Origin of the sequence: Pedobacter sp. SYP-B3415 (assembly GCF_004138205.1) — a bacterium.
Classification (GTDB): domain Bacteria; phylum Bacteroidota; class Bacteroidia; order Sphingobacteriales; family Sphingobacteriaceae; genus Pedobacter.
Window position 1 is genome coordinate 130312 of the sequence record NZ_RXNQ01000031.1, and the last position, 23334, is coordinate 153645.

Below are 23334 nucleotides of genomic sequence, written 5' to 3' on the forward strand. Positions count from 1 at the left end.
CTTACTTTTGTCGCTTGAACCGTTTAAAATTAATGATCAACAAGGTCTTCGCATATCTTGGAATTTCTCTCCTGCGCTTGTTATCGCTATTCCCCCTGCCGGTTCTCTATTTTTTTGCAAGGTTAGCATATTATCTGCTTTATTACATTATTTCCTACCGAAAAAAAACGGTCATCTCCAACCTGCATCGTGCCTTTCCCGAAAAATCCAGCGGAGAGATCATACAGGTCGGCAAGCGCTTTTACCGGTATCTCGCTGACCTGGTGTTCGAAATCATAAAAATGCATTCGCTTTCTGAAAGTGAACTGCGCCGCCGTGTAAAGTTTACCAATACCGCATCGTTAAAACAGTGGCTGGAAAACGGCGGCAGCGCGCTTGCCTGTACCGGCCATTATGGCAACTGGGAATGGGCCACGCTTGCCATGGGCACCGAGATCAGCCAGAGACTTGTCGCGATCTATAAGCCCTTAAACCAGGGACAGTTTGACCGGTATTTTATCGATATGCGCTCGAAGTTTGGAAACACGCTTGTACCCATGCGGCAAACGCTGCGTGCGCTTGCCGCATACCGGACAGAATCCACATTGTTCGCCTTTGCCGGGGATCAGTCGCCCGCTAAAACCGATGCAAAGTATTGGGTTCCCTTTTTCAATCAGCCAACCGCCGCCCTTCCCGGAATCGAAAAGATTTCAAGGCAGACAAACCGGCCTGTTTTCTATTTTACAATCAGACGGCCGCGGCGCGGGTACTATGAAGTGGACTGTAAGGAGCTCTGTATGGAGCCCCGGCAGACGGAAGACCTTGAAATAACGGGCATGCATTTTGCCAGCCTGGAAAAATGTATTAAAGAACAACCCGAGTTCTGGCTGTGGAGCCATAACCGCTGGAAACATCAACCCGAATAATGAATCAAGTGCCATCTGTTGCCGTCGTCATTCTGAACTGGAATGGCAAAGACATGCTGAAACGTTTCCTGCCCTCTGTGCTGAAAAGCCGGTACGATAACCTGAGCATTGTGCTCGGCGACAATGCTTCTACTGACGACTCGGTCGACTTTGTCAGCACAAATTTTCCTGCCGTTAAGATTTTGCGGACGGAAAAAAATTATGGATATGCGGGCGGCTACAATGCCCTGCTGAAAAATGTCACTGCTGATTATCTTGTATTGCTTAACTCTGACGTGGAGGTTCCTGAAAACTGGATCGCCCCGGTAATAGCCGTCATGGAAAGCGATGATACGATCGCAGCCGCGCAGCCAAAGATCAAAGCGCAAAAAGATCCGTCAAGGTTTGAATATGCAGGGGCAGCCGGTGGGTTTATCGATAAATTTGGCTATACCTTCTGCCGCGGAAGAATCTTTAATATCGAAGAGACCGACCACGGACAGTATGAAACCGCCGATGAGGTTTTCTGGGCCAGTGGTGCGGCATTCTTTATCAAATCAAAATACTGGAAAGCGGCTGGTGGTTTTGATGCCGACCTGTTTGCACATATGGAAGAAATTGATCTGTGCTGGCGCTTAAAAAACCGCGGACTGAAAGTGGTCTACGTTCCGCAGTCGCAGGTTTTTCATGTTGGCGGCGCTACACTTCAAAAGGACAACCCCTACAAAACCTATCTGAATTTCAGGAACAACCTGATCATCATGCAAAAAAACCTGCCGGCAGGATCGGTGCCGTGGCTGCTTTTCGTGCGCATGTGGATCGACTTTGCAGCATGGTGGCAGTTTCTGCTGACCGGCAAACCAAAACTCACCATGGCGGTTACAAAAGCACACTGGCATTTTTTGAAATCAATCGGTAAAACCTCTGCTAAGCGCGACAAAAAGACACTCCCACTGCGAAAGCATAAGGGTGTTTATACGAAAAGTATCGTGTGGGACTTTTTTATAAAAGGAAAAAGGAAGTTTTCGGCTCTTGGATAGGGATTGTCGGTAGTCGCCTAAAAAAAAGGTATCCAGCCATCAGGGCCGGATACCTGGAAAGACTATTTTCTGGCTTTCGAGGCCATATAGAAGGTGATTTTGCCACCCTTCAGGATGTCGCTGTGATTAAGCGTCAGGCCTTCGAGAGGTTTACCATTTAAAAGCACCTTCTGCACGTAAACATTTTTATCACTCTGGTTGATAGCTTCAACCTCAAATGTTTTTCCATTCTCGAGTTTGATAACTGCATTTTTTACCGAAGGACTACCCAGCGAATACTGTTCAGAGCCGGGAGATACCGGATAAAATCCCATTGACGAGAACATATACCATGCGCTCATCTGCCCGCAGTCGTCGTTGCCGCCAAGACCATCCGCCGCAGGCTTATACTGCATTTTCAGGATCATGCGTACGCGCTGCTGGGTTTTCCATGGTTGTCCGGCCCAGTTGTACAGGTAAGCTACATGGTGCGCAGGTTCGTTTCCATGAACATAACCGCCGATAATCCCTTCACGGGTGATGTCTTCCGTATCGGCGAAGAACTTATCAGGCAGGTGCATGGTGAAAAGTGTGTCAAGTCTCGAAGCAAACCTTTTCTTGCCGCCCATCATCTCAATAAGCTGCTCCGGCTGGTGCGGCACAAAGAAACTGTAGTTCCATGAGTTACCTTCAATAAAGCCCTGGCCATGTGTACTCAGCACGTCAAACTCTTTCTTGAAGGAACCATCTGCCATTTTCGGACGCATAAAACCGATGTTGCTATCGAAGTTGTTTTTCCAGTTGCCTGCACGTTTGCTGAATTCCTCGTAGATATCATTCCGGTTCAAACGCTTAGCCATCTGCGCAATACACCAGTCATCGTAAGCATATTCAAGCGTGTTAGAAACTGAAACGCCGCTTCTTTCGGCAGGGATGTAACCAAGGTCCATATAATAACCAATTCCCTCATAACTGCGGTGACGGGCGGTAGTTACACACGCCTCAAGCGCTTTGTTTACATCGCCTTTGTACACGCCTTTTATTACGGCATCAGCAATAACTGAAACGCTGTGATACCCGCTCATACACCAGTTGTCGTTTGCGTAATGTGACCAGATCGGAAGCATTTTTAACGCGCTTTGGTCATAATGAGCAAGCATGGAGTGGACCATATCATTGTTGCGCGACGGCTGTACCAGGTTGAAAAACGGGTGCAGCGCCCGGTATGTATCCCACAGCGAAAATGTTGTATAGTTGTTAAAGCCCTGAGCTTTGTGTACATTCTGGTCAAGGCCTTTGTACTGACCATCAGTATCCATGTACAGCGTAGGGTTGATGAACGCATGGTACAGTGCAGTGTAGAAGTTGATTTTATCATTCTCAGAGGTATTGACAACAACTTTGTTCAGCTCCCTGTTCCAGCTGTCCTGCGCCTGCTTTTTAACCGCGTCAAAATTCCAGCCTGGTATTTCTTCCTGAAGGTTACGCAGGGCGCCATCCTGGCTAACCGGCGACAGTGCAAACTTGATTTTTACCTTTTCATTGGCAGCGGTACTGAAGTCAAAATACATGCGGAACCGCTTTCCGGCCAGTTCGGGAAAATTTCTGTTCTGATCAAACTTTCCCCAGAAGCCGCGATATACCTGCCTGGTATCAAAATCTTTTTTGCCATAAGACTTGAACGGTTTAGAGAAGGTCATGGCAAAATAAACAGTACGGGTTCTCGCCCACCCGTTGGTCTGACGGTAGCCCGTAACCAGCGTGTCGTTTACCACACGCACATACGTCCAGACATTTTTATCATCGTAGTTGTAGATTCCCGACATAAGATCGAGAATGATATGCGACTGGTCAGATTTAGGAAAGGTATACTGATGCATGCCTACGCGTTGCGAAGTGGTGAGTTCGGCCATGATGTTGTCGTCATCAAGCTTCACTTTGTAATAACCCGCTTCTGCAGTTTCGTTTTGGTGACTGAAGGCCGAACGGAAACCCGATTTAGGGTTATCTGCCGTGCCAGGATTTAGCTGAAGCGCGCCCTGAGTCGGCATGATTAAAAAGTCGCCCAGATCTGAGTGTCCGGTACCGCTAAAGTGTGTGTGACTAAAACCGACAATTGTTTTGTCCTCGTATTTGTAGCCTGCACAATATTTATACACCTCTCCATTGTATTTACCGTTTTTTTCATAGGGAATGGTATCGGTATCGGGGCTTAGCTGAACAGCTCCGAACGGAACAGTGGCACCCGGAAAGGTATGTCCCATCTTCTCTGTACCAATAATTGGTCTCACATACCTGACCAGATTTTGCTGGGCACGTACGGTAATGCTGCTCAGAACAAGCAGACAAATAAAAATTCTGTTGGTCATTGTTGGTTGTTAATATTTGTCTAAGGTATCCATTTTGCTCAGAAGTTGAAAATAAAAGCCTGCTATATCGTTTAACTAACGGAAATGAGACAGATATGCTTTTGACAGCGCATTGACCTGCGCACGCATCATCTTATGAGTAAAACCCCTATTTTTGCAACAATAATATCAAGATGAGTAAACACGGAAGAATATTGGTGGCCATGAGTGGCGGGGTCGACAGCTCGGTTGCTTCTGTAATGCTTCATGAGCAGGGTTATGAGGTGATCGGTCTTACAATGAAGACCTGGGATTATGCTACTTCCGGTTCTGACAGTAAAGAAACAGGATGCTGCAGCCTGGACAGTATCAATGATGCGCGTACGCTTGCCGTTAATTACGGCTTTCCCCATTATATTCTTGACATTCGTGATGAGTTCGGGGATTTTGTGATCGACAATTTTGTCGATGAATACCTGGCCGGCCGAACACCAAATCCCTGCGTGTTGTGCAATACCCACATTAAGTGGGAAGCGCTGCTCAAACGTGCCAATAAGCTGGATTGCGAATTTATTGCCACGGGGCATTACGCCAACATCCGTCAGCATGACAATGGCAGATATGTTATCTCAAAAGGTAAAGACGAAAATAAGGACCAGAGTTATGTATTATGGGGCGTATCGCAGGAAAATCTGAAGCGCACCAAATTTCCGCTGGGAAGTTTTTCTAAAGCAGAGATCAAACAGATGGCGCTTGATATGGGACAGGAAGAGCTCGCCAAGAAAAGCGAGAGCTACGAGATCTGTTTTGTTCCCGAAAATGATTACCGTTCATTCCTGAAACACCGCGTGCCCGAACTGGAAAATCAGGTAGCCGGTGGAAATTTCATTCTCACGAACGGTATGGTTGTGGGCCAGCACAAGGGATACCCGTTTTATACAATCGGGCAGCGTAAAGGCCTGGGCATTGCCCTTGGCGAACCGATGTTTGTAACGCAGATCCTTCCCGAGAGCAACACAGTTGTACTGGGCCGGGCCGACGAGCTCGAACGTACTGAAGCGATGGTACGTAATCTGAACCTAATCAAATACGAACGCATTGATGAGCCGATGAACGATGTGGTGACAAAGATCCGCTATAAAGATGCCGGTACACTGAGTACCATTGTTCAGGAGAAAGACAACATGCGTGTCGTGTTTGATCATGCCGTGTCTGCAATTGCTCCGGGCCAGTCGGCCGTGTTTTATGAAGGCAATGACCTTCTTGGCGGCGGGTTTTTAATGTAACTCGTCGACATGAAAGCGCTCCTGATCTTCCTTCTCCTGGCTTCTTCCCTGTTCCCTGCTGCTGCGCAGGATGATGAACTTGCCGGGCGTTTCCTTGCCAACTGCAACTGGATCACCGCGGAAGGACACGAGCGTTACAGCAATGACGCGGCCTATAAGGGAAAGCTGATGCAATTTGCCGTAGCTGTCAAAGTCGACGCTTCAGGAAAGCCGGAGAAAGCCGTGATTTTTGACAAGGATGCCCTTTTAGACAGCCTGCTAAATGGTGAAGCGGCGATCGCGCAGATCCTCGCTGAGAGAGAAGCATTTAAGAACACTTCATCGACTGTTGTTGTATGTTACGTAACCGTGCAGAACATGAGTGGCGAAACAACAAACAAACTGCGAAACCCTGATGCCGCGGTTCGAAACACCGCACTAAAACAACTTGCGCCTTTCAAATCGGTCCGGATTATTGACCCGTTTATCATCGCCGTAGGGATGATGTAGAGCGGTAGCGCAGGATACCAGGAATAGTCATATAACCTCGATGATAAAATTGGAAAGGATCTGACTCTTGATTACAGGTCAGATTCTTCGCTACGCGCTGAATGACACCTGATGGGATCGCATCGAGGAATGAATCCAATGGATTTCTTTAGATTTGATATATGAGAATTGAGTCCTGAGACGTGGCGCAAAACCCCTCGGCCGGTTATCGCGTATTGAGGGGTATGCGCTGGAGTCTTTCCTCCTTATTCCTTTCTCTTTAGTCTCATTGAAGGGCTCTGCGCCCAGGTCATGGCTCATGGTTCATGGCTCATGGTTCGCCTTGTCTTTCCTCCTTTTTCCATTTCCTTTGGTCTCATCGAGGGGTTCTGCGCCCAGGGCCTTGGGCTTTAAACTTTTCACTTTCAACTCACTTCAATAGTACATAGATATTCGTAGTTCGTATTTAGGCGTGGCGCAAAAACCCTCGGCCGGTTATCGCGTATTGAGGGGTATGCGCCGCGGTCTTTCCTCCTTTTTCCTTTCTCTTTAATCTCAATGAATGGCTCTGCGCCCAGGTCGTGGCTCATGATTCATGGCTCACTGTTGTCCGGTAAAAATTGACTGAATGAAATAAGATCCTTCTGAACAGTCTCCAAGCAGTATTTGCCAGAGTGTTCTGAAGCAAGCCCTCCTGAATTTTATGTCTGCGGGTTTTACGTACAGGCGGTGGTTTTGATGACGGTTTTGCCTGCTTACTGCCACTGATAGGTGCGAACCGGCCTTGTATCTTCTCGCCGCAGAAAAGTACTAAAAGTCTTGCACTGCTTTAAGGAGGTCGGGCGGAACCAAGGAGGGGAACCAGCCCGGAACAGAATGGCGCAAGGGTAATCCGGGCCTTTTCCCTCCGCTGTCGGACTTTTGATGCTTTTATGCAAGAAGAGATACACAGCCGGAGCGTTTTGCTTCTTTTTCGCCAAAAAGAAGGAGCCCCCGCGGCGGTGAGCGGTCCGATACCACAGTTTCACATTTGTTGAAAGTCGAACGGTTATATACTTTCGAAACACTTTCCCCGGACAACACTGGCTCATGATTCATGGCTCATGGTTCGGCTATGTCGTTCCTCCTGACTACAGATTTTTAGTAATCGATGCATCCAGCGGTTTCACATTCGAACGGTAGCGATGTACCAGCTCCCCTTTTTCGTTGATCAGAAACTTCTCAAAATTCCATTTGATATCGCCGGTAAAGTCCGGATTCTCCTGGGTAGTCAGCCATGAGAACAACGGTGTAATGTCAGCGCCTTTTACACTCGATTTCTCCGCCATCAGAAAGGTAACACCATAGTTCTTTTTGCAGAACTCCTGAATTTCAGTGTTGGTACCCAGTTCCTGGCCACCAAAATTTCCGGCGGGAAAACCGATCAGAACCAGTTTTTTGCCGTACTGCTTATGCAGCTTTTCCAGTTCTTCATACTGAGGCGTAAACCCGCATTTGGAAGCAGTATTAACAATCAGGATTTTTTTGCCCTTGTATTTTGACAGGCTCACCGCTTTGCCATCTATCGATTTGAATTTGAAATCATACACGTTCTTTGGTGGCGTAACCAGCAAACTGAACAGGATTAATAAAGTGTTTATCATAATTTTTTCTTTAGAAACGAAATTACACGAAAAAAGGATTTACATATATATAAGGAATGTAAACTTTATCAGGACAAGGTAAACGTTGTTGACGTGTCGCCGGGATCTTCCTAGCATCCTATCCTCAAGTCACTTAAGTTATGTCAATAAAGACTTAAGCAGCCTGAAACAGCTGATAAGAGCCTTCAAAGTGTATACATATTGCGCTGTTGATTTTGAATTTAGGGTATTTTATAGTTTTATTTGCAGAAAAACGTTCCGGATGGCGAAGAACTTATTAATTGTAGAATCACCGGCGAAAGCCAAAACAATCGAAGGGTACCTGGGTAAGGACTTTCTCGTCAAGTCAAGCTATGGCCATATCCGCGACCTTGTAAAGGGCGACATGGGTATAGACATCAGCAAAGACTTTGCGCAGACCTACGAGGTTCCTGCAGATAAAAAGCAGGTGGTTACTGAGTTAAAAAAGCTGGCCAAAAATGCCGAGATGGTATGGCTCGCATCCGATGAGGACCGGGAGGGTGAAGCGATCTCCTGGCACCTCTACGAAACGCTTGGCCTGAAGGAAGACCGCACGAAACGTATTGTGTTTCATGAGATTACAAAACCGGCTATCTTAAAAGCGATAGACAATCCGAGAACCATCGACTATAACCTGGTGTATGCACAGCAGGCGCGCCGGGTTCTTGATCGTCTCGTGGGTTTCGAGCTCTCGCCGGTGCTCTGGAAAAAGGTAAAACCATCACTTTCAGCCGGCCGGGTGCAGTCTGTAGCCGTTCGGATTATCGTTGAACGTGAACGCGAAATAAACCGTTTCGAAGCAAGTGCAGCGTTCAGAATTACAGCCGTCTTTGGTACCGGTACCGGCAGGGAACTTGTAAAGGCCGAACTGCCGCGGCGGTTTGAAGCCGCCGCAGACGCCGAGCAGTTTCTTAACGACTGTATCGCTGCTTCATTCTCTATCGCGTCGCTCGAAACAAAACCTGCCAAGCGTAACCCTGCTCCCCCGTTTACAACATCAACCCTGCAGCAGGAAGCATCAAGGAAACTCGGTTTTTCTGTGTCGCGTACTATGCAATTAGCCCAGCGTCTGTACGAAGCCGGTAAGATCACCTATATGCGTACCGACTCCGTGAACCTTTCGGACACAGCTGTTCAGGCGGCCGAAGCAGAGATCCGTTCTGCCTATGGCGATAAATATCACCAGCCCAGACGTTATAAAACAAAGTCTGCAGGTGCGCAGGAAGCACACGAGGCGATTCGTCCGACCTACTTCAACCAGCACACCGTTTCAGGAGATAACGCTGAACGGCGTCTGTATGAGCTGATCTGGAAACGTGCCATCGCCTCCCAGATGAGTGAAGCCCTGTTTGAGAAAACGACAGCTCAAATTGAGGTCAGCACCCGGACTGAGCACCTGGTTGCCGAGGGAGAGGTTATGAAATTTGACGGCTTCCTGAAAGTGTATCTCGAATCGACAGATGATGATGATAGCGAGGATGGCGACAATGGAAACACGCTTCCGACCATTTCAAAAGGCCAGGCATTGAACCTTAAGGAAATGAATGCCACCGAACGTTTCACGCGTCCGCCGGCACGCTACACGGAGGCTAGCCTGGTCAAGAAACTGGAAGAGCTTGGCATTGGCCGCCCGTCTACCTACGCTCCTACCATTTCGACCATTCAGAACCGCGGGTACGTGGTAAAAGAAGACCGCGATGGCAAAGAGCGGAAATTTCTGACCATGCAGCTTAGTGGTGGCCAGGTAAGCCGCCTCACCAAATCAGAGCTTACCGGTGCTGAAAAGGCAAAACTTTTTCCTACAGACATCGGCGAAGTTGTTAATGATTTCCTTGTCGAACATTTCAAAGGTATAGTCGACTTCAACTTTACCGCCAAAGTAGAAAAGGAATTTGACGAAATAGCACAGGGCATGAAAGAGTGGACCGAGATGCTTCACTCCTTTTACAACCCATTCCATAACGAAGTAGAAAACACACTCGAAACAGCTGAGCGTGCAACCGGCGAAAGACTACTGGGAACGGACCCTGCGACAGGAAAAAATGTCTACACAAAAGTAGGTCGTTTCGGGCCCCTCGTACAGATAGGTGAAAACGACGATGAAGAGAAACCAAAATACGCCAGCCTGCTTAAATCGCAGTCTGTTGCTACAATCAGCCTGGATGAAGCGCTTGAACTTTTCAGGCTGCCGTTTGAGCTGGAAGACTATGAAGGTAAGGAAGTATCTGTTGGCGTAGGCAGGTTTGGGCCCTACGTTAAATGGGGAGAAACATATATTTCCATTCCAAAAAACGAAGACCCGCTTTCAGTTAACCAGGAGCGTGCTATCGAAATCATTGCCGAGAAGATCAATACTGATGCACCGGTAGCTACGTATCAGAATCTTCCTGTCACAAAGGGTAAAGGACGTTTCGGGCCTTTTATCAAGTGGAACAATCTGTTCATTAACGTTCCCCGGGCATACAATTTCGACCAGCTGAGCGAAAAAGATATCAATGAACTGATCGATAAGAAACTTGAAAAAGAAGCAAATCGTTTTATTCGAAGCTGGGAGACCGACAAAATAGCGATCGAGAACGGTCGCTGGGGCCCATTTATTCGTTTCGGTAAACAAATGCTGAAATTAGGAACAAATCCTGCCACGAAACAAAAATATACAGCCGAAGAATTGTCTGGTATCAGCCTCGAAGAAGTTAAAAAAATGATCGAAGCGCAGGTTCCGGATGCCTTTAAGGCAAAACCGGCAAAGAAAAAGGCACCTGCTAAAAAAACCGCTTCGAAAACCAAGTAACCTGCTGAGGTGTTTCGCTTCTAAAGTATGAAAAAAGACCTGCCCGAAAATATCGTTGAAGACATTGCGATGGCGGTGGTGCTCAAAAACGAGACGCCTGAAGCCAAGCACTGGACAGTCTATATCATCAACCTGAAAGAGGTAGACATTACCAATGTACTGATCAGCTCAAAGGGTTATGGCGAGAAAGACGGCAAGCAGGTCAAAACATCTGTACTCCGGCATTTTGTAGGCGACCTGAAAGGCAACAGCTTCGCCGGTGTCGAAGCAATTGACCCGGCAGTATTTGGCCTGACAAATGAATACTGGGTGAGTTATTACATAGACGGCACCATATTCGACAAGAAATTTTACTTTTTGCCTGAAAGCATCATTGAAGGCAATCTGATCCGCATCCCGCTGGTTAACATGCCGGGAGTAATGATCAGGTAGTACAATGCGGCTGCCTGTACCCTATTGCTTGTAACAAGCTCTGCCGTGACTGATCCTGGTTCCTGGTCCATGCCTGAAACACTTTCCTGAAGCTCGATTTTTGCATTTGAAAAGAAAAAAGCTGTATTTTTCCGACGCCTTTTATCATTAACGTATGGAAAACACACCTCCCCGGGTCACAGCCCGGAACCGGACCAGAAATCTCATTTTGGCTGCTGCGGCAGTGCTGGCCCTTTCAGTCTCGCTCTTCTTTATTTTCAGGAAACCAAAAAAAGACAGCGATAGCAAAGCTTACGAAAAGTACATCGAAGCGTACACAGCCGGAACAATATCAAAAAAAAGCGCCATCCGTGTGCAGCTTACAGGAAATGTAAAAAACATGATTACGCCTGGCAAAGCCGATTCACGGGAGTTGCTTGAGTTCTCTCCTTCCATCAGCGGAAAAAGCTATTGGGTCGACGCCCGAACACTCGAATTCAGGCCCGAAGAAGATCTGGATCCCGGCGAGACATACCACGCAACTTTAAATCTGGGCGAACTGACCGAAACCGAAGAGGGGCTGGAAGCGTTCGATTTCAGTTTTAAAGTCATTACGCCCGGCTTCCTGATCGAGAATTACGGTCTCGTTTCTCAGAACAGTTCTTCGCTCGACCTGATGAAGCTTTCCGGCCAGATCACTACGGCAGATACCGAGGAAACACCTGCTATAGAAAAGCTGCTCCGGGCCTCATTGTCTAAAGACCTGCGCATCAAATGGAAACATGAGCCTGCCAAAAAACTATCAACTTTTACCATAGATAGTATCCGGAAATCTTCAGAAAACCAACAACTTAACCTCTTTTGGGAAGGAGACGCCATCAATGCCGATCAGGAGGGCAAAACGACGCTGAACGTACCGAAACTTGGTGTCTTCACTGTGCTCGACATGCGGGCGGTGCAGGACGAGGAAGACTATGCGCTGGTACAGTTCTCAGAACCCGTCAATGTAGCACAGGATCTGTCGGGCCTGATCACGCTTGGCAGTTTCCCGGATCTGCGTTTCACTATCGATGGCAGCCAGGTAAAGGTTTATGGCGTTGAATCATTAGAGGGCAGCCACCGCCTTGAGGTGAATGCTGGTGTTGAAAACATCAGGAATCGACGGCTCGACGCCACCAAAATTGCCACCCTTGTCTTCGAGAACAAACTTCCCCAGGCCATCATCGCCGGAAGCGGTACCATCCTGCCAAACTCTGGTAAACTTCTGTTGCCCTTTGATGCGGTAAACCTGAGCGCTGTAGACATTACCATCATTAAAATCTACGAAGACAACATCCCGCAGTTCTTTCAGGCAAATAACTATAAAGATGGAAACGAGCTTCGCCGGGTTGCGCGACCTGTGGTTCAGAAAACCATTCGCCTGGACGATGACAAGTCGCTGAACCTCCATAAAAAGAACCGCTTTAACCTGGACCTCGACAAACTGCTGAAAACTGAGCCTGGTGCCATGTACCGCGTTACGATCGGTTTCAGGCAGGCGTATAATCTCTATAAGTGTACTTCAACCGCCGAAGCGACCTCTTCAACAGAATCGGAGGATGACTCGTATTACTCGCAAAAAATTGACGAAGACGATGAGTTCTGGTCCCGATATGAAGCCTACTATCCGATGAACTACAGTTGGAATGACCGCGACAACCCATGTACTCCATCCTACTACACACGGGAACGGTTTGCGAGCCGGAATCTGATGGCTTCGAATCTGGGCCTTGTTGCAAAACGCGGCAACGACAACAGCATGCTTGTCGTGGCTACAGACCTGCTTACCGCAGAGCCGATGAGCGGTGTCGATGTTGAACTTCGGGACTATCAAAACCAGATCTTACTGAAAGGAAAAACGGACGGTGACGGTCTCGCTAATTTTACGTTGACCAGGCGGCCGTTCTTACTTATCGCAAGAAAAGGTGAAGAGCGCGGCTATCTGAAACTGGATGATGCGGGTTCACTTCCCCTGAGCCGTTTTGATGTGAGCGGAGATGTGGTTCAAAACGGAATCAAAGGTTTTATATACGGCGAACGGGGTGTATGGCGCCCCGGCGACTCGATCTTTGTTTCCTTTATACTGGAAGACAAAATTAAAAAACTGCCGGCCCGTTATCCGGTAACCTTCGAGCTGTACGATGCACGGGGCAAACTTTATCAGAAATCGATCTCCGGAAAAGCGTTAAACGGGTTCTATACGTACAAAACGGCAACCGAGACCAGCGCTCCGACCGGAAACTGGTTATTGAAGGCGAAAGCAGGCGGCTCCGTATTCAGCAAAACGATTAAGATTGAGACGGTCATGCCAAACCGATTGAAGATTGACTTCAATACCGGCGGCAGAAAGTATTTGCGCAGTGGTAGTTCCGGTGCCGCCCAATTATCGGCCCGGTGGCTTTTTGGTGCCGCTGCACAGAATCTCAGGGCCACAGTAGACGTAAACCTGAACACAACCACGACGACTTTTAAAGGTTTTGAAGGCTACAGCTTTGACAACCCGACCATCCGTTTCGAGTCGCAGGTCAAAACGGTTTTTAACGGCAGCCTGAACGAGAACGGCACGGCAGCCATTAATACCAGCCTCGATGAGCGGTCAGCGCCGGGCATGCTGAAAGCAAATTTCACGACCAAGGTCTTTGAACCGGGGGGCAACTTCAGCCTGGATTATTTCAGCATTCCCTACCACGTTTATAACAATTACATGGGCATACAGACACCGCAGGGCGACCGCCTGAGCGGAATGCTTGTAACCGGCAAAGATCACCGCGTAAACCTCGTTAACGTTAATACGGATGGAAAACTGGTTGCAGGTAACAAAACGGTGCAGGTGGAGCTTTACAAAGTTCAGTGGCGCTGGTGGTGGGATCAGGATGATGCGTATACCTATGCCAACTTCACCCAAAATGAGTACAACAAAATCATTGAAAAGACAAACGTTACCCTGGTCAATGGGCGCGGCAGCTGGAACCTCAGGCTTGATGAACCCGAATGGGGCCGTTACCTGATCCTGGTACGGGATCTTCAGGGCGGGCACGTAAGCGGCAAGTCTGTCTATATAGACTGGCCGGGCTGGGCACAGCGCGAGCAGGCAAGCAACCCGACAGAAGCCGCCATGTTATCATTCACGGCTAACAAACAGAAGTTCCGTGTTGGGGAAGAAGTTGTGCTGACGATCCCGACGGCGAAAGCGGGACGTGCGTTTATATCTATTGAAAATGGCAGCCGTGTGCTGAAAACATTCTGGACCAAAACCGAAGCAGGTCAGACCCAGTTCCGCTTCAAGGCAGAAAAGGAAATGGCACCAAACGTATTTGCGAATGTAACACTGCTGCAGCCGCACGCGCAAACAGTGAATGACCTTCCTATACGCATGTACGGGGCAATCCCATTGCTGATAGAAGACCCGGAAACAATCCTCAAACCGCAGATCAGTATGGCGGCGAAGATCAGACCTGAGACATCTTCAAGCCTGACCGTGTCCGAGCAAAACGGCAAGGCAATGACTTATACGGTGGCTATCGTAGATGAAGGGTTACTCGACCTGACCCGGTACAAAACACCCGACCCCCACGGCGCGTTCTACGCCCGGGAAGGCCTCGGCGTTAAAACATGGGACCTTTTCGATTATGTACTTGGTGCATGGGGTGGCAATCTCGAGCGCCTGCTCAGCATCGGTGGTGATGGCGCGGCAAACAGGAACCTGAATCCTGCCAAGGCGAACCGCTTCAAACCGGTTGTAAAATACTTAGGTCCGTTTTATCTGGGTAAAGGTGAAAAGAAAACGCATAAGTTTACGCTTCCGCCGTACATCGGTGCGGTGCGCGCCATGGTCGTAGCCGGCCAGGATGGTGCGTATGGTCATGCGGAGAAATCCGTACAGGTAAAGAAACCGCTGATGCTGCTTGCCACCCTTCCGCGAATGATTGGTCCGGGTGAACAGTTTACTTTGCCTGTCACGGTTTTTGCCACAGAAAATAACCTGAAAAATGTGTCGGTGTCAATTGCTGCGCAAAAACTCAACTTTAACGGAAAAAGCAGCCAGACGCTGTTCTTCCGCCAGCCGGGCGAGCAGCAGTGCTTCTTTGATGTTACCGTTCCGAACCAGACGGGTATAGCAAAGGTCAGGATTAGTGCACAGAGCGGTTCTGAGCGCTCCTACTATGATGTCGAAATGGATGTACGCAATCCGAATCCGTTTGTGACAAATGTACAGGGCGCAACAATTCAGCCGGGACAGCGCTGGTCAACCGCTTATCAGCCTATCGGTACAGCCGGCAGCAACTCAGGCTCAATCGAGGTGTCGACGATACCACCTGTCAATCTCGGGAAGCGGCTTACCTACCTGATGCAATACCCGCATGGTTGTGTCGAACAAACCACATCGGCAGTATTTCCTCAGTTGTTCCTGGACCAGCTCACTCAACTAAACAGCCAGCAAAAGGCCAGTGTTCAGCGAAACATTAAGGCCGGTATCAATAAACTTAAAAATTTCCAGACGGCAGACGGCGGAATGGCCTACTGGCCGAATGAAGCAACTGCCGATGAATGGGGAACAAACTATGCGGGTCACTTCTTCATTGAGGCACAGGCAGCGGGTTACGAAATGCCGGCTGGTGTTGAAGGCGGGCTGATCCGTTATCTGCGTTCAAAAGCAAATTCCTGGGCACCAAACAGCAGTAATTTCTACGGTGGCGATCTGATGCAAGCCTACCGGCTTTACGTACTGGCCCTGGCACGTAAACCGGAGATGGCCGCCATGAACCGGCTCAGGGCTTTCGAATACCTGTCTGTAAGCGCTAAATGGCGGCTTGCCGCGGCTTATAAACTTGCGGGACAAGCCGGAGCAGCGCAGCAACTGGTAAGAGGTTTGTCTACCGAAGTAAAACCTTACAACCAGCTATCGGGTACTTATGGATCAGATCTTCGCGATCAGGCCATGATTCTCGAAACATTGACGCTGCTTGGACAGACCGGCAAGGCAGCTTCGATGCTGCAAACGGTAGCTGCACGCATGGGAGAAGACACCTGGTACAGTACACAAACCACAGCCTACAGCCTGCTGGCCGTCGCAAAATTCTGCGGAAAAAACAGCGCTGGTAATCAGCTGCAGTATAATTATGTGATCGATGGCAAGTCAGGCAGTGTCAGCAATAAAAATTATATGAACAGCACGGCGCTTGCCTTCAAAAATGGCAGTGCAAGCATTGTAAACAACGGTAAACGCGTTCTGTTCATACGCCTCATTTTGACAGGGCAACCGGCAGCCGGTCAAAACAATTTCCTGCCGAACCGCAGCGATGTTTTGCAGACTACTGTAACGTATAAACTTCTTAACGGCAAGGTGCTGGACCCAGCGACCCTTAAACAGGGAACAGACTTTTTCGCAGAAGTGACCGTTCGAAACCCGGGGGGGCGCGGGCTTTACGAGCAAATGGCGCTGACGCAGATTTTCCCTTCAGGCTGGGAGATCATAAATGCCAGACTGAACGATAATGAGAGTATCCTCGCGTCTTCCCCTGCCAACTATCAGGACATCCGGGACGACCGGGTATTTACCTATTTTAATATCAGGGAAGGAGAAACACTGACTTACAAGGTTCTGCTCAATGCATCTTATCTCGGCAGGTTCTATTTGCCGGCTACGCTGTGCGAGGCTATGTATGACAACAACATCAGCGCAACCATTCCTGGCCAATGGGTCGAAGTAACAAGATAAGACAAGGGCTTGTACGTATCGCAGCTGCGTACAAGCCTTTTATTTTTTCAGATCTGCTCCTGGGCGCATTGGCTGTCTGGTTTCTGTTGTGCCTGCCTGCGCAGCTCTTCATACAGCCAACATCTTATGTGGTAGAGGCTGCCGATGGCCGACTGCTTAACGCCGCCATTGCTGCCGATGGTCAGTGGCGCTTTCCGGCTGCCGACAGCGTGCCTGATAAATTTAAGAAAAGCATTATCGCTTTTGAAGACAAACGGTTTTTCAGTCATCCGGGGGTCGATGTCTTTGCCTTTGCCCGTGCTGTCCGGCAAAATCTCGGGGCGAACAGCATCGTGAGCGGCGGCAGCACGCTGACTATGCAGGTAATCAGGCTGTCACGCCTGAAAAAACGCAGCCTGTGGCAAAAATTTCTGGAAGGCATCCTGGCTTTCCGGCTGGAGATCCGAAACTCAAAAAGCCAGATCCTGAACCTCTATGCCTCCAACGCACCTTTCGGGACAAATGTGGTCGGACTTGAGGCGGCATCCTGGCGTTATTTTGGCAGGCCGGCGGCAACCCTTTCCTGGGGGGAAACGGCGACGCTTGCGGTGCTTCCCAACAGTCCGTCACTGGTGCATCCGGGTCGCAATACAGCCACCCTGATCCGCAAGCGAAATGACCTGCTTGACAAAATGGTCAGACTAGAATTTATCGACCGGGAAACGGCCTCACTGGCAAAGCTGGAGCCTGTGCCGGGCAAACCCCTGCCGCTACCGCAGGATGCCCCTCACCTGCTCAACAGATTTCGCGCTGAACAGGGTGCCAAGCCTGATACACGTTTACGCTCCTCAGTCGATTTCAACCTGCAGCAACGCGTTAACTTGCTGCTCAGGCGTTATAACAACCGGTACCGTTCCAACGACATCAACAACATTGCTGCACTCGTTGTTAATGTCAGGAGCGGCAAGGTGATGAGTTATGTCGGCAATATGTATAACCCGGCTGAACCTGAACTGGAAAGCCATGTGGATATGATTAGCGCGCTTCGCAGCCCAGGTAGCACGCTGAAGCCGGTTCTCTATGCAAGTATGCTCGCAGATGGATTTATTTTGCCGCAAACGCTTATACCTGATATCCCAACTCAGATATCCGGTTATACCCCTCAAAATTACGATCTTGGCTATGACGGTGCCATCGCCGCTGACAAGGCACTGAGCAGATCTTTGAATATTCCCGCTGTAAAAATGCTTCAGCAGTACAAATACGAGCGATTTTATAATCAGCTTAAGAAACTTGGCATCAGTTCCCTGACACAACCTCCCGATCATTACGGCCTGTCGTTAATTCTCGGCGGCGCAGAAGTAAGTATGTGGGAACTGAGCCGCATGTACCTTGGCATGGCGCGCAGCCTGAACCACCATAATATGTACAACGGGCAATATGACCCCCATGATTATGATAATCCTGAAATCAGTGCGGGCACCCGCGACACCCGGTTCGACCGGTATGGCTTACAGCCGTCGGCGCCGCTCGATCATGGAAGTATCTGGGCCACGTTCAACGCCATGGAAGAGCTGATGCGCCCCGGCGAGGAAGGACTCTGGGAGCAATTTTCATCTTCCCGCCGGCTGGCCTGGAAAACCGGTACCAGTTTCGGATTCCGGGATGCCTGGGCTATCGGCCTGAGTCCGGACCACCTGGTTTGTGTCTGGGTGGGTAATGCAGATGGCGAAGGTAGGCCCGGCTTAACCGGTATTGAGAGCGCTGCCCCGGTATTGTTTGATATTTTTAAGCTGCTGCCGCCGGGCAAGTGGTTCGATGTACCGTCCTCAAAGTTGAAACGCATGCGCGTGTGTCCTGAAAGCGGATACAAAGCAGGTGACTATTGCGATGGTGCAAAGTTTGCCCTGGTTCCGCCGGCAGGCGAAAAAACGCGCATTTGTCTCTATCACCGGCGTGTACACCTTGATGCTGCAGGCCTTTTCAGGGTTACCGACCGCTGCGAAGAAATCAGCGCTATGACACATCGGAACTGGTTTGTGCTTCCACCGTCAATGGCCTACTATTACCGCATGAAAAACACCGGCTACCGCGAATTGCCACCGTTTAAAGCCGGATGTACAGATCACATTGATGCAGCCATGGAAATGATCTATCCAAAAAACAATGCGATGATCTATATTCCGCTCGAGCTGGATGGCAACAGAGGCCGGGTGATCCTCAACCTGGCACACCGTAGCCCGGCAAAAAAGGTCTACTGGCATCTGGACGGCGATTTTGCCGGTACCACAGAGACCTTTCATCAGCTGGAAGTCGCAGCATCACCGGGAAAACACCGGCTTACCCTAGTCGATGAAGACGGCGACCGCCTTGAACAAACATTTACAGTTGCTGCAGGCAACAGGAAGCCAAACTAAAAGACAACCTGCGTGTTAAAAAAGTACAATTCCAATTTCATAAAAAACTAAGATCATGACAACAGTAAAAGCTTACGCAGCTCAAAATGCCGATTCGCCGCTTGCCCCGTTCAGCCTGGACAGACGCAGCCCTGAGACCGACGACGTCGAAATTGAAATTCTGTACTGCGGTGTCTGTCACTCCGATATTCACACAGCCCGAAATGAATGGCAGGGAACCATGTACCCCGTTGTTCCGGGGCACGAAATCGTAGGCCGGGTAACAAAAACAGGCAGCGGCGTTACAAAATTCAAAGCCGGCGACATAGTCGGGGTGGGCTGTTTTGTGGATTCGTGCCGGACCTGCAGCAACTGCCAGGATGGCCTCGAGCAGTACTGCGAAAACGGACATTCTCAAACATATAACTCTTATCTTCAGGATCGTAAGACGATTACCTACGGCGGGTATTCAACACATATCGTCGTTACGCAAGACTTTGTGCTTCGCGTTTCAGAAGACCTTCCGCTCGAAAACGTTGCACCGCTGCTTTGCGCGGGCATCACCACCTATTCGCCGCTTCGCCACTGGGGTGTAACGAAGGGCCATCGTGTTGGCGTTGTTGGGCTTGGTGGTCTGGGCCATATGGCGGTGAAACTTGCGGTAGCCATGGGCGCAGAGGTAACGATGTTGAGCCGCTCGCCAAACAAGAAAGACGATGCCGAGCGGCTTGGTGCGCACCATTTTGCTTTGACAACTGATAAAGAAGGTGTAAAAAAGCTGGCAAACCAGTTCGACTTTATTATAGACACCGTGTCTGCTGAACACGATTACAATGTATATCTGAGCATGCTCAAAACCAACGGTGTAATGGTATTGCTTGGTGTACCACCCGTGCCTGCACAGGTGCCCGCGGCTAATCTCATATTTGGCCGCAAGAGTCTCGTAGGCTCGCTTGTAGGTGGTATCAGGGAAACCCAGGAAATGCTTGACTTCTGCGCTGAACACAACATTGTTTCAGACGTCGAGCTGATCTCGATTGATCAGATCAACGAGGCATTTGACCGGACCATCGATGGCGATGTGCGCTACCGGTTTGTAATCGACATGAAATCGCTTAAAGAGCAGGAAAACTAAAACCGGCACCGGCGGGGCAGCCCGCCGGTTTACTGTTTTGTAAGGGTGTAAACGTCGGTAAGTCCGCTGCTGTATCGCTTGGTCAGAATCATGGTTCCGCCGGTAAACTGCAGTGCATAGTCTCCGGACAATACATAGGTACTGTCAAAGTCGCCCGGCCAGCTGCACAGGTTACTGAACTTGATCTGGTTCATAGTGATAAGGAAACGACCGTTACACAGTGCGGGATATTTTTGTAAGTCGCCCGTTCCCGTCCAGGTCTCTTGCTCAAACGTGATTGTAACATTCGATTTTTTTGAATCCTGCAAGCCCCGGCGCTCAAAAGTCCCCTTGTAAACGCCCTCTATACGAACCTGCTCTTCAGAAGTCTTATCACAGCCTGACAGCCCGAAAGTAAAGGCCATAAAAAAAACTAATCGGAGGGCAAATGTTTTCATGTAAAAATGTATGTATCAAAAATACGTATCCTGTACGTATTCGAGAAATCTGTCAGTCGACCGGTGTTTGAAGCACTTTGAGTCTGCGCAGGCGCGTTCCTTCAGTTACCAGATATTGTCCTGATAACCAGCAGAAGACCCTGACACAATCTACAGCCAGGCCGGATCCATAGAACTTACTTGTAATCAGCAAAATGGATGAGACGACGAGGATAAATACGCCGGCCAGGATTAACCTGAAACTTTCTGCACTAACCTTATCAAATCTGTTAACCGCCATCACCCCCATCCATGAAAATATAAATGAATAAAGCAGCACCGGCAGCCGCATGCTCCCTAAATACGCATGCATGCTTACCATCAGGATTGCGCAAACAGCCCCAAAGCCGGCAATACCCCACTTAAAGAATACATTGCCCTTGTGAGGATCAGACAAATGATCCAGACTAAACGCGCGGATATAAAGCATATACGATACTGACATTAATGCCAGTACGGCCGTGAAAAAGGCATTGCCTGGAAAAGACAGTAAAATATCGGCTGCTCCGGCAGCAAGCAGGCCGCTGGTGATGTACTTCCTGAATTTGCCCTGCAACCGGGTCGTGACAACAAGCCAAATCAGTAACAACACAATGAGCATGGGCTTGAAGGCCGTGGCAATGCTCGTATAACCCAGGCTCATCGCCCCGAGCTGCGCTATCAACAGGCCTGCGTAAGAAAGATTGAAAACTTTTGTTTTAGACATAAAAGTATAAGCGCCGTCCCTTATCCGGCTATGGGCAAATATAACAGATCAGCAGCATAGCCCATTCACCTCTGTGGGCCTGCAGGTCTACAGATCAGCTCACCCGGCGCTTATTTATAGCAGGAACCCAGGTATCTTTCTTACAGCGTGGGCAGGCGCAGCTTTCTGCCGGCCCGATGAGCCTGGTGTATCCGCAGAAACTACATGAGTAATGTGCGTTAGTTGTAATCTCTCTGCTCTGTTTTTTATATAATTCCGGGAGCACCGGCAGGCCGAAACGCACATCCTCGTCTTCAAAATAAAATACGCTTACGCTTCCGGACGTTTCAATGATAGCGAGCTCAACCTGTCCGAGATGCGCGACGCCCCGGAGCCGGAGTTCGGCAAAAAATTCGTCCTGAGCCAGACTTTCTTTTGCAAAATTGCTGATTGCAAACATGCCGTCTTCTATCAGGCAGGTTGGAGTCCCTTCTAATACCGCCTCCACCTTTTTACTTTTACCCGTGAGGTATGCGGTAATTTTGTAAGCGGAAACAATCACGATAAAAACAATAAGAGACGTAACCAGGCCCACCTCTTTGTAGAACATCGGGTCTCCTGCCGCCGAACCAAGGCTGATGATGACCACCAGTTCGAACACAGAAAGCTGACGCACACCGCGTTTGCCAAGCATACGTAAACTGGCCAGGATGACAATATACATCACAAGCGTGCGCAACATAATTTCGGGGATGAAGCTCCAATCCTGGTCTCCGAAAAGCAAACTTTGCCAGCCTTCAGGTTTATCTTGCATTGATTTTGGTTTATTGACCTTATCAATCAGCGGGAGGGCATTTTTGTTTTAATTTTTTAACTGCCTGTCAGCATTTTATAAAGAATTGGCAAAATCTGACAAACAAAATGCGTCCTAGTACGTCTTAAGGGCACTTTAAAAGTCACAATGAGTCAAAAGAGAATTCTTGTTGTAGAAGACGATGCCGACATTCTGGAGGTCATCCAGCTTACGCTTGAGTCGAAAGACTACCGGGTATTCCCGCTGCTCGATGCCCGGCATACCCTTCGCGCGGTGGATGAATTTAATCCTGATCTCATTGTACTCGACATCATGTTAAGCGGCATGGATGGCCGGGCAATTTTCAGGGATCTGCGGTCCCGCCCTGAAACAAAACACATTCCGGTCATGATGACTTCTGCCCGCTATAAGGAAGAATTTATTCACAGCGACAGAATGGAACCGGAGGCCTTTCTCGAGAAGCCCTTTGACATCGACAACCTTCTGGCCCAGGTAAAGAAGCTGACAGATTAGTAAAGCCGCCGAAAACAAATCTCGCAGGTCTCTGTTGTTACCCTTGATATACCCTCCAGATGATCAAGAAATCAATAATTTTATTTTGCCTGGCTTGTCAGGCATTTGTTGTTGCTGCCCGGCAGGCTGATACCACCCGCACAGACAGGTTATATACCATGAGCGGACTTGGTTTCGCCTTCCCGGTCGGAGAAACGGCCGACTATCTCGGCCCCAAATTTTCGACAACCATTGGTCTCAATATCGGACTTGGGAAAAGTGGGCTTTTCCTGTATCCGGAAGTAAGTCTTCATGCGTTTTCTTTTGACGGACAAGTGATTGATCCGGGTTATAGTCACACCGTTCAGAAAGGCAGGGCAACAACATACCTCCTGAACATGAACCTCGGTTATCGCAAGATCATAAACAAAGTTGCTTTCTATGGCTTTGCAGGTGGCGGAGGCGGTTTCGTACTGAGTCCGCGGGCTACCGTAAATCAACAAAACAGTACCATCAATATGGAAAACAAAACGAACTGGAATGGCCTCGCTGAAATTGGCGGAGGAGTTGAATACAATATTGGCGGAGCCAATCTGTTTCTGCAGGCTGCCTACATGCGCGGCTTCAGCGACTTTGAAGGCAAGGTATTTCAAACCGTTCCCGTCAGTGTCGGTATTAAACCAAACCTCAGCAAATTGCTTAACAAGCTGAAATAGCGAATCTTGTAA

16 protein-coding genes are annotated in these 23334 nt (G+C 49.0%); 11 read left to right on the forward strand and 5 right to left on the reverse strand.

Annotated elements, in window-relative coordinates; translation table 11 throughout:
• Nucleotides 1-32 precede the first annotated feature (32 nt).
• Complete coding sequence (locus EJV45_RS10965; protein WP_129715721.1) at nt 33-905, forward strand: lysophospholipid acyltransferase family protein; 873 nt, start codon at nt 33-35, stop codon at nt 903-905.
• On the forward strand, nt 905-1924 hold the full coding sequence (locus EJV45_RS10970; protein WP_129715722.1) for a glycosyltransferase family 2 protein: 1020 nt from the start codon (nt 905-907) through the stop codon (nt 1922-1924). Before EJV45_RS10965 ends, EJV45_RS10970 begins: the two co-directional genes overlap by 1 nt.
• Before the next feature lie 62 nt (nt 1925-1986).
• Here EJV45_RS10970 and EJV45_RS10975 read toward each other — a convergent pair whose 3' ends face one another.
• The gene (locus EJV45_RS10975) at nt 1987-4272 is read right to left on the reverse strand and encodes a GH92 family glycosyl hydrolase (RefSeq protein ID WP_129715723.1); all 2286 of its coding nucleotides are present in this window, start codon (nt 4270-4272) and stop codon (nt 1987-1989) included.
• A gap of 173 nt (nt 4273-4445) precedes the next feature.
• Between EJV45_RS10975 and mnmA the strand changes: the two genes are divergently transcribed.
• Both mnmA and EJV45_RS10985 read left to right on the forward strand, forming a co-directional pair.
• Nucleotides 4446-5537 (forward strand): tRNA 2-thiouridine(34) synthase MnmA, encoded by a 1092-nt coding sequence (mnmA, locus tag EJV45_RS10980; RefSeq protein ID WP_129715724.1) that lies wholly within the window; start codon nt 4446-4448, stop codon nt 5535-5537.
• A gap of 9 nt (nt 5538-5546) precedes the next feature.
• Complete coding sequence (locus tag EJV45_RS10985) at nt 5547-6026, forward strand: hypothetical protein (RefSeq protein ID WP_129715725.1); 480 nt, start codon at nt 5547-5549, stop codon at nt 6024-6026.
• 1109 nt (nt 6027-7135) lie between these two features.
• Here the strand turns inward: EJV45_RS10985 and EJV45_RS10990 are convergent.
• Nucleotides 7136-7648, reverse strand: a complete 513-nt coding sequence (locus tag EJV45_RS10990; protein WP_129715726.1) for a glutathione peroxidase — start codon at nt 7646-7648, stop codon at nt 7136-7138.
• Between the two features lie 262 nt (nt 7649-7910).
• Here EJV45_RS10990 and topA point away from each other — a divergent pair, with 262 nt between their 5' ends.
• From topA to EJV45_RS11015, 5 genes are all read left to right on the forward strand, one after another.
• The gene (gene topA / locus EJV45_RS10995) at nt 7911-10460 is read left to right on the forward strand and encodes a type I DNA topoisomerase (RefSeq protein WP_129715727.1); all 2550 of its coding nucleotides are present in this window, start codon (nt 7911-7913) and stop codon (nt 10458-10460) included.
• Between the two features lie 27 nt (nt 10461-10487).
• Nucleotides 10488-10892, forward strand: coding sequence for a hypothetical protein (locus EJV45_RS11000; RefSeq protein ID WP_129715728.1), 405 nt, complete (start codon nt 10488-10490; stop codon nt 10890-10892).
• Nucleotides 10893-11046: 154 nt separating this feature from the next.
• Nucleotides 11047-16629: an alpha-2-macroglobulin gene (locus tag EJV45_RS11005; RefSeq protein WP_129715729.1), complete on the forward strand. Its 5583-nt coding sequence runs from the start codon at nt 11047-11049 to the stop codon at nt 16627-16629.
• Nucleotides 16608-19025: a penicillin-binding protein 1C gene (gene pbpC / locus EJV45_RS11010; RefSeq protein WP_129715730.1), complete on the forward strand. Its 2418-nt coding sequence runs from the start codon at nt 16608-16610 to the stop codon at nt 19023-19025. Before EJV45_RS11005 ends, pbpC begins: the two co-directional genes overlap by 22 nt.
• A gap of 55 nt (nt 19026-19080) precedes the next feature.
• A complete protein-coding gene (locus EJV45_RS11015; protein ID WP_129715731.1) occupies nt 19081-20139 on the forward strand; it encodes an NAD(P)-dependent alcohol dehydrogenase in 1059 nt (352 codons plus the stop codon).
• A gap of 29 nt (nt 20140-20168) precedes the next feature.
• On the opposite strand, the gene EJV45_RS11020 is transcribed toward EJV45_RS11015, so the two are convergent.
• From EJV45_RS11020 to EJV45_RS11030, 3 genes are all read right to left on the reverse strand, one after another.
• Nucleotides 20169-20576, reverse strand: a complete 408-nt coding sequence (locus tag EJV45_RS11020) for a hypothetical protein (RefSeq protein WP_129715732.1) — start codon at nt 20574-20576, stop codon at nt 20169-20171.
• Nucleotides 20577-20628: 52 nt separating this feature from the next.
• Nucleotides 20629-21321 (reverse strand): lysoplasmalogenase family protein, encoded by a 693-nt coding sequence (locus tag EJV45_RS11025; protein ID WP_129715733.1) that lies wholly within the window; start codon nt 21319-21321, stop codon nt 20629-20631.
• A 94-nt stretch (nt 21322-21415) separates the two neighbouring features.
• On the reverse strand, nt 21416-22114 hold the full coding sequence (locus EJV45_RS11030; protein WP_129715734.1) for a DUF421 domain-containing protein: 699 nt from the start codon (nt 22112-22114) through the stop codon (nt 21416-21418).
• A 147-nt stretch (nt 22115-22261) separates the two neighbouring features.
• Here EJV45_RS11030 and EJV45_RS11035 point away from each other — a divergent pair, with 147 nt between their 5' ends.
• The gene (locus tag EJV45_RS11035) at nt 22262-22627 is read left to right on the forward strand and encodes a response regulator transcription factor (protein WP_129715735.1); all 366 of its coding nucleotides are present in this window, start codon (nt 22262-22264) and stop codon (nt 22625-22627) included.
• Between the two features lie 59 nt (nt 22628-22686).
• On the forward strand, nt 22687-23322 hold the full coding sequence (locus EJV45_RS11040; protein ID WP_129715736.1) for an autotransporter outer membrane beta-barrel domain-containing protein: 636 nt from the start codon (nt 22687-22689) through the stop codon (nt 23320-23322).
• Nucleotides 23323-23334: the final 12 nt, after the last annotated feature.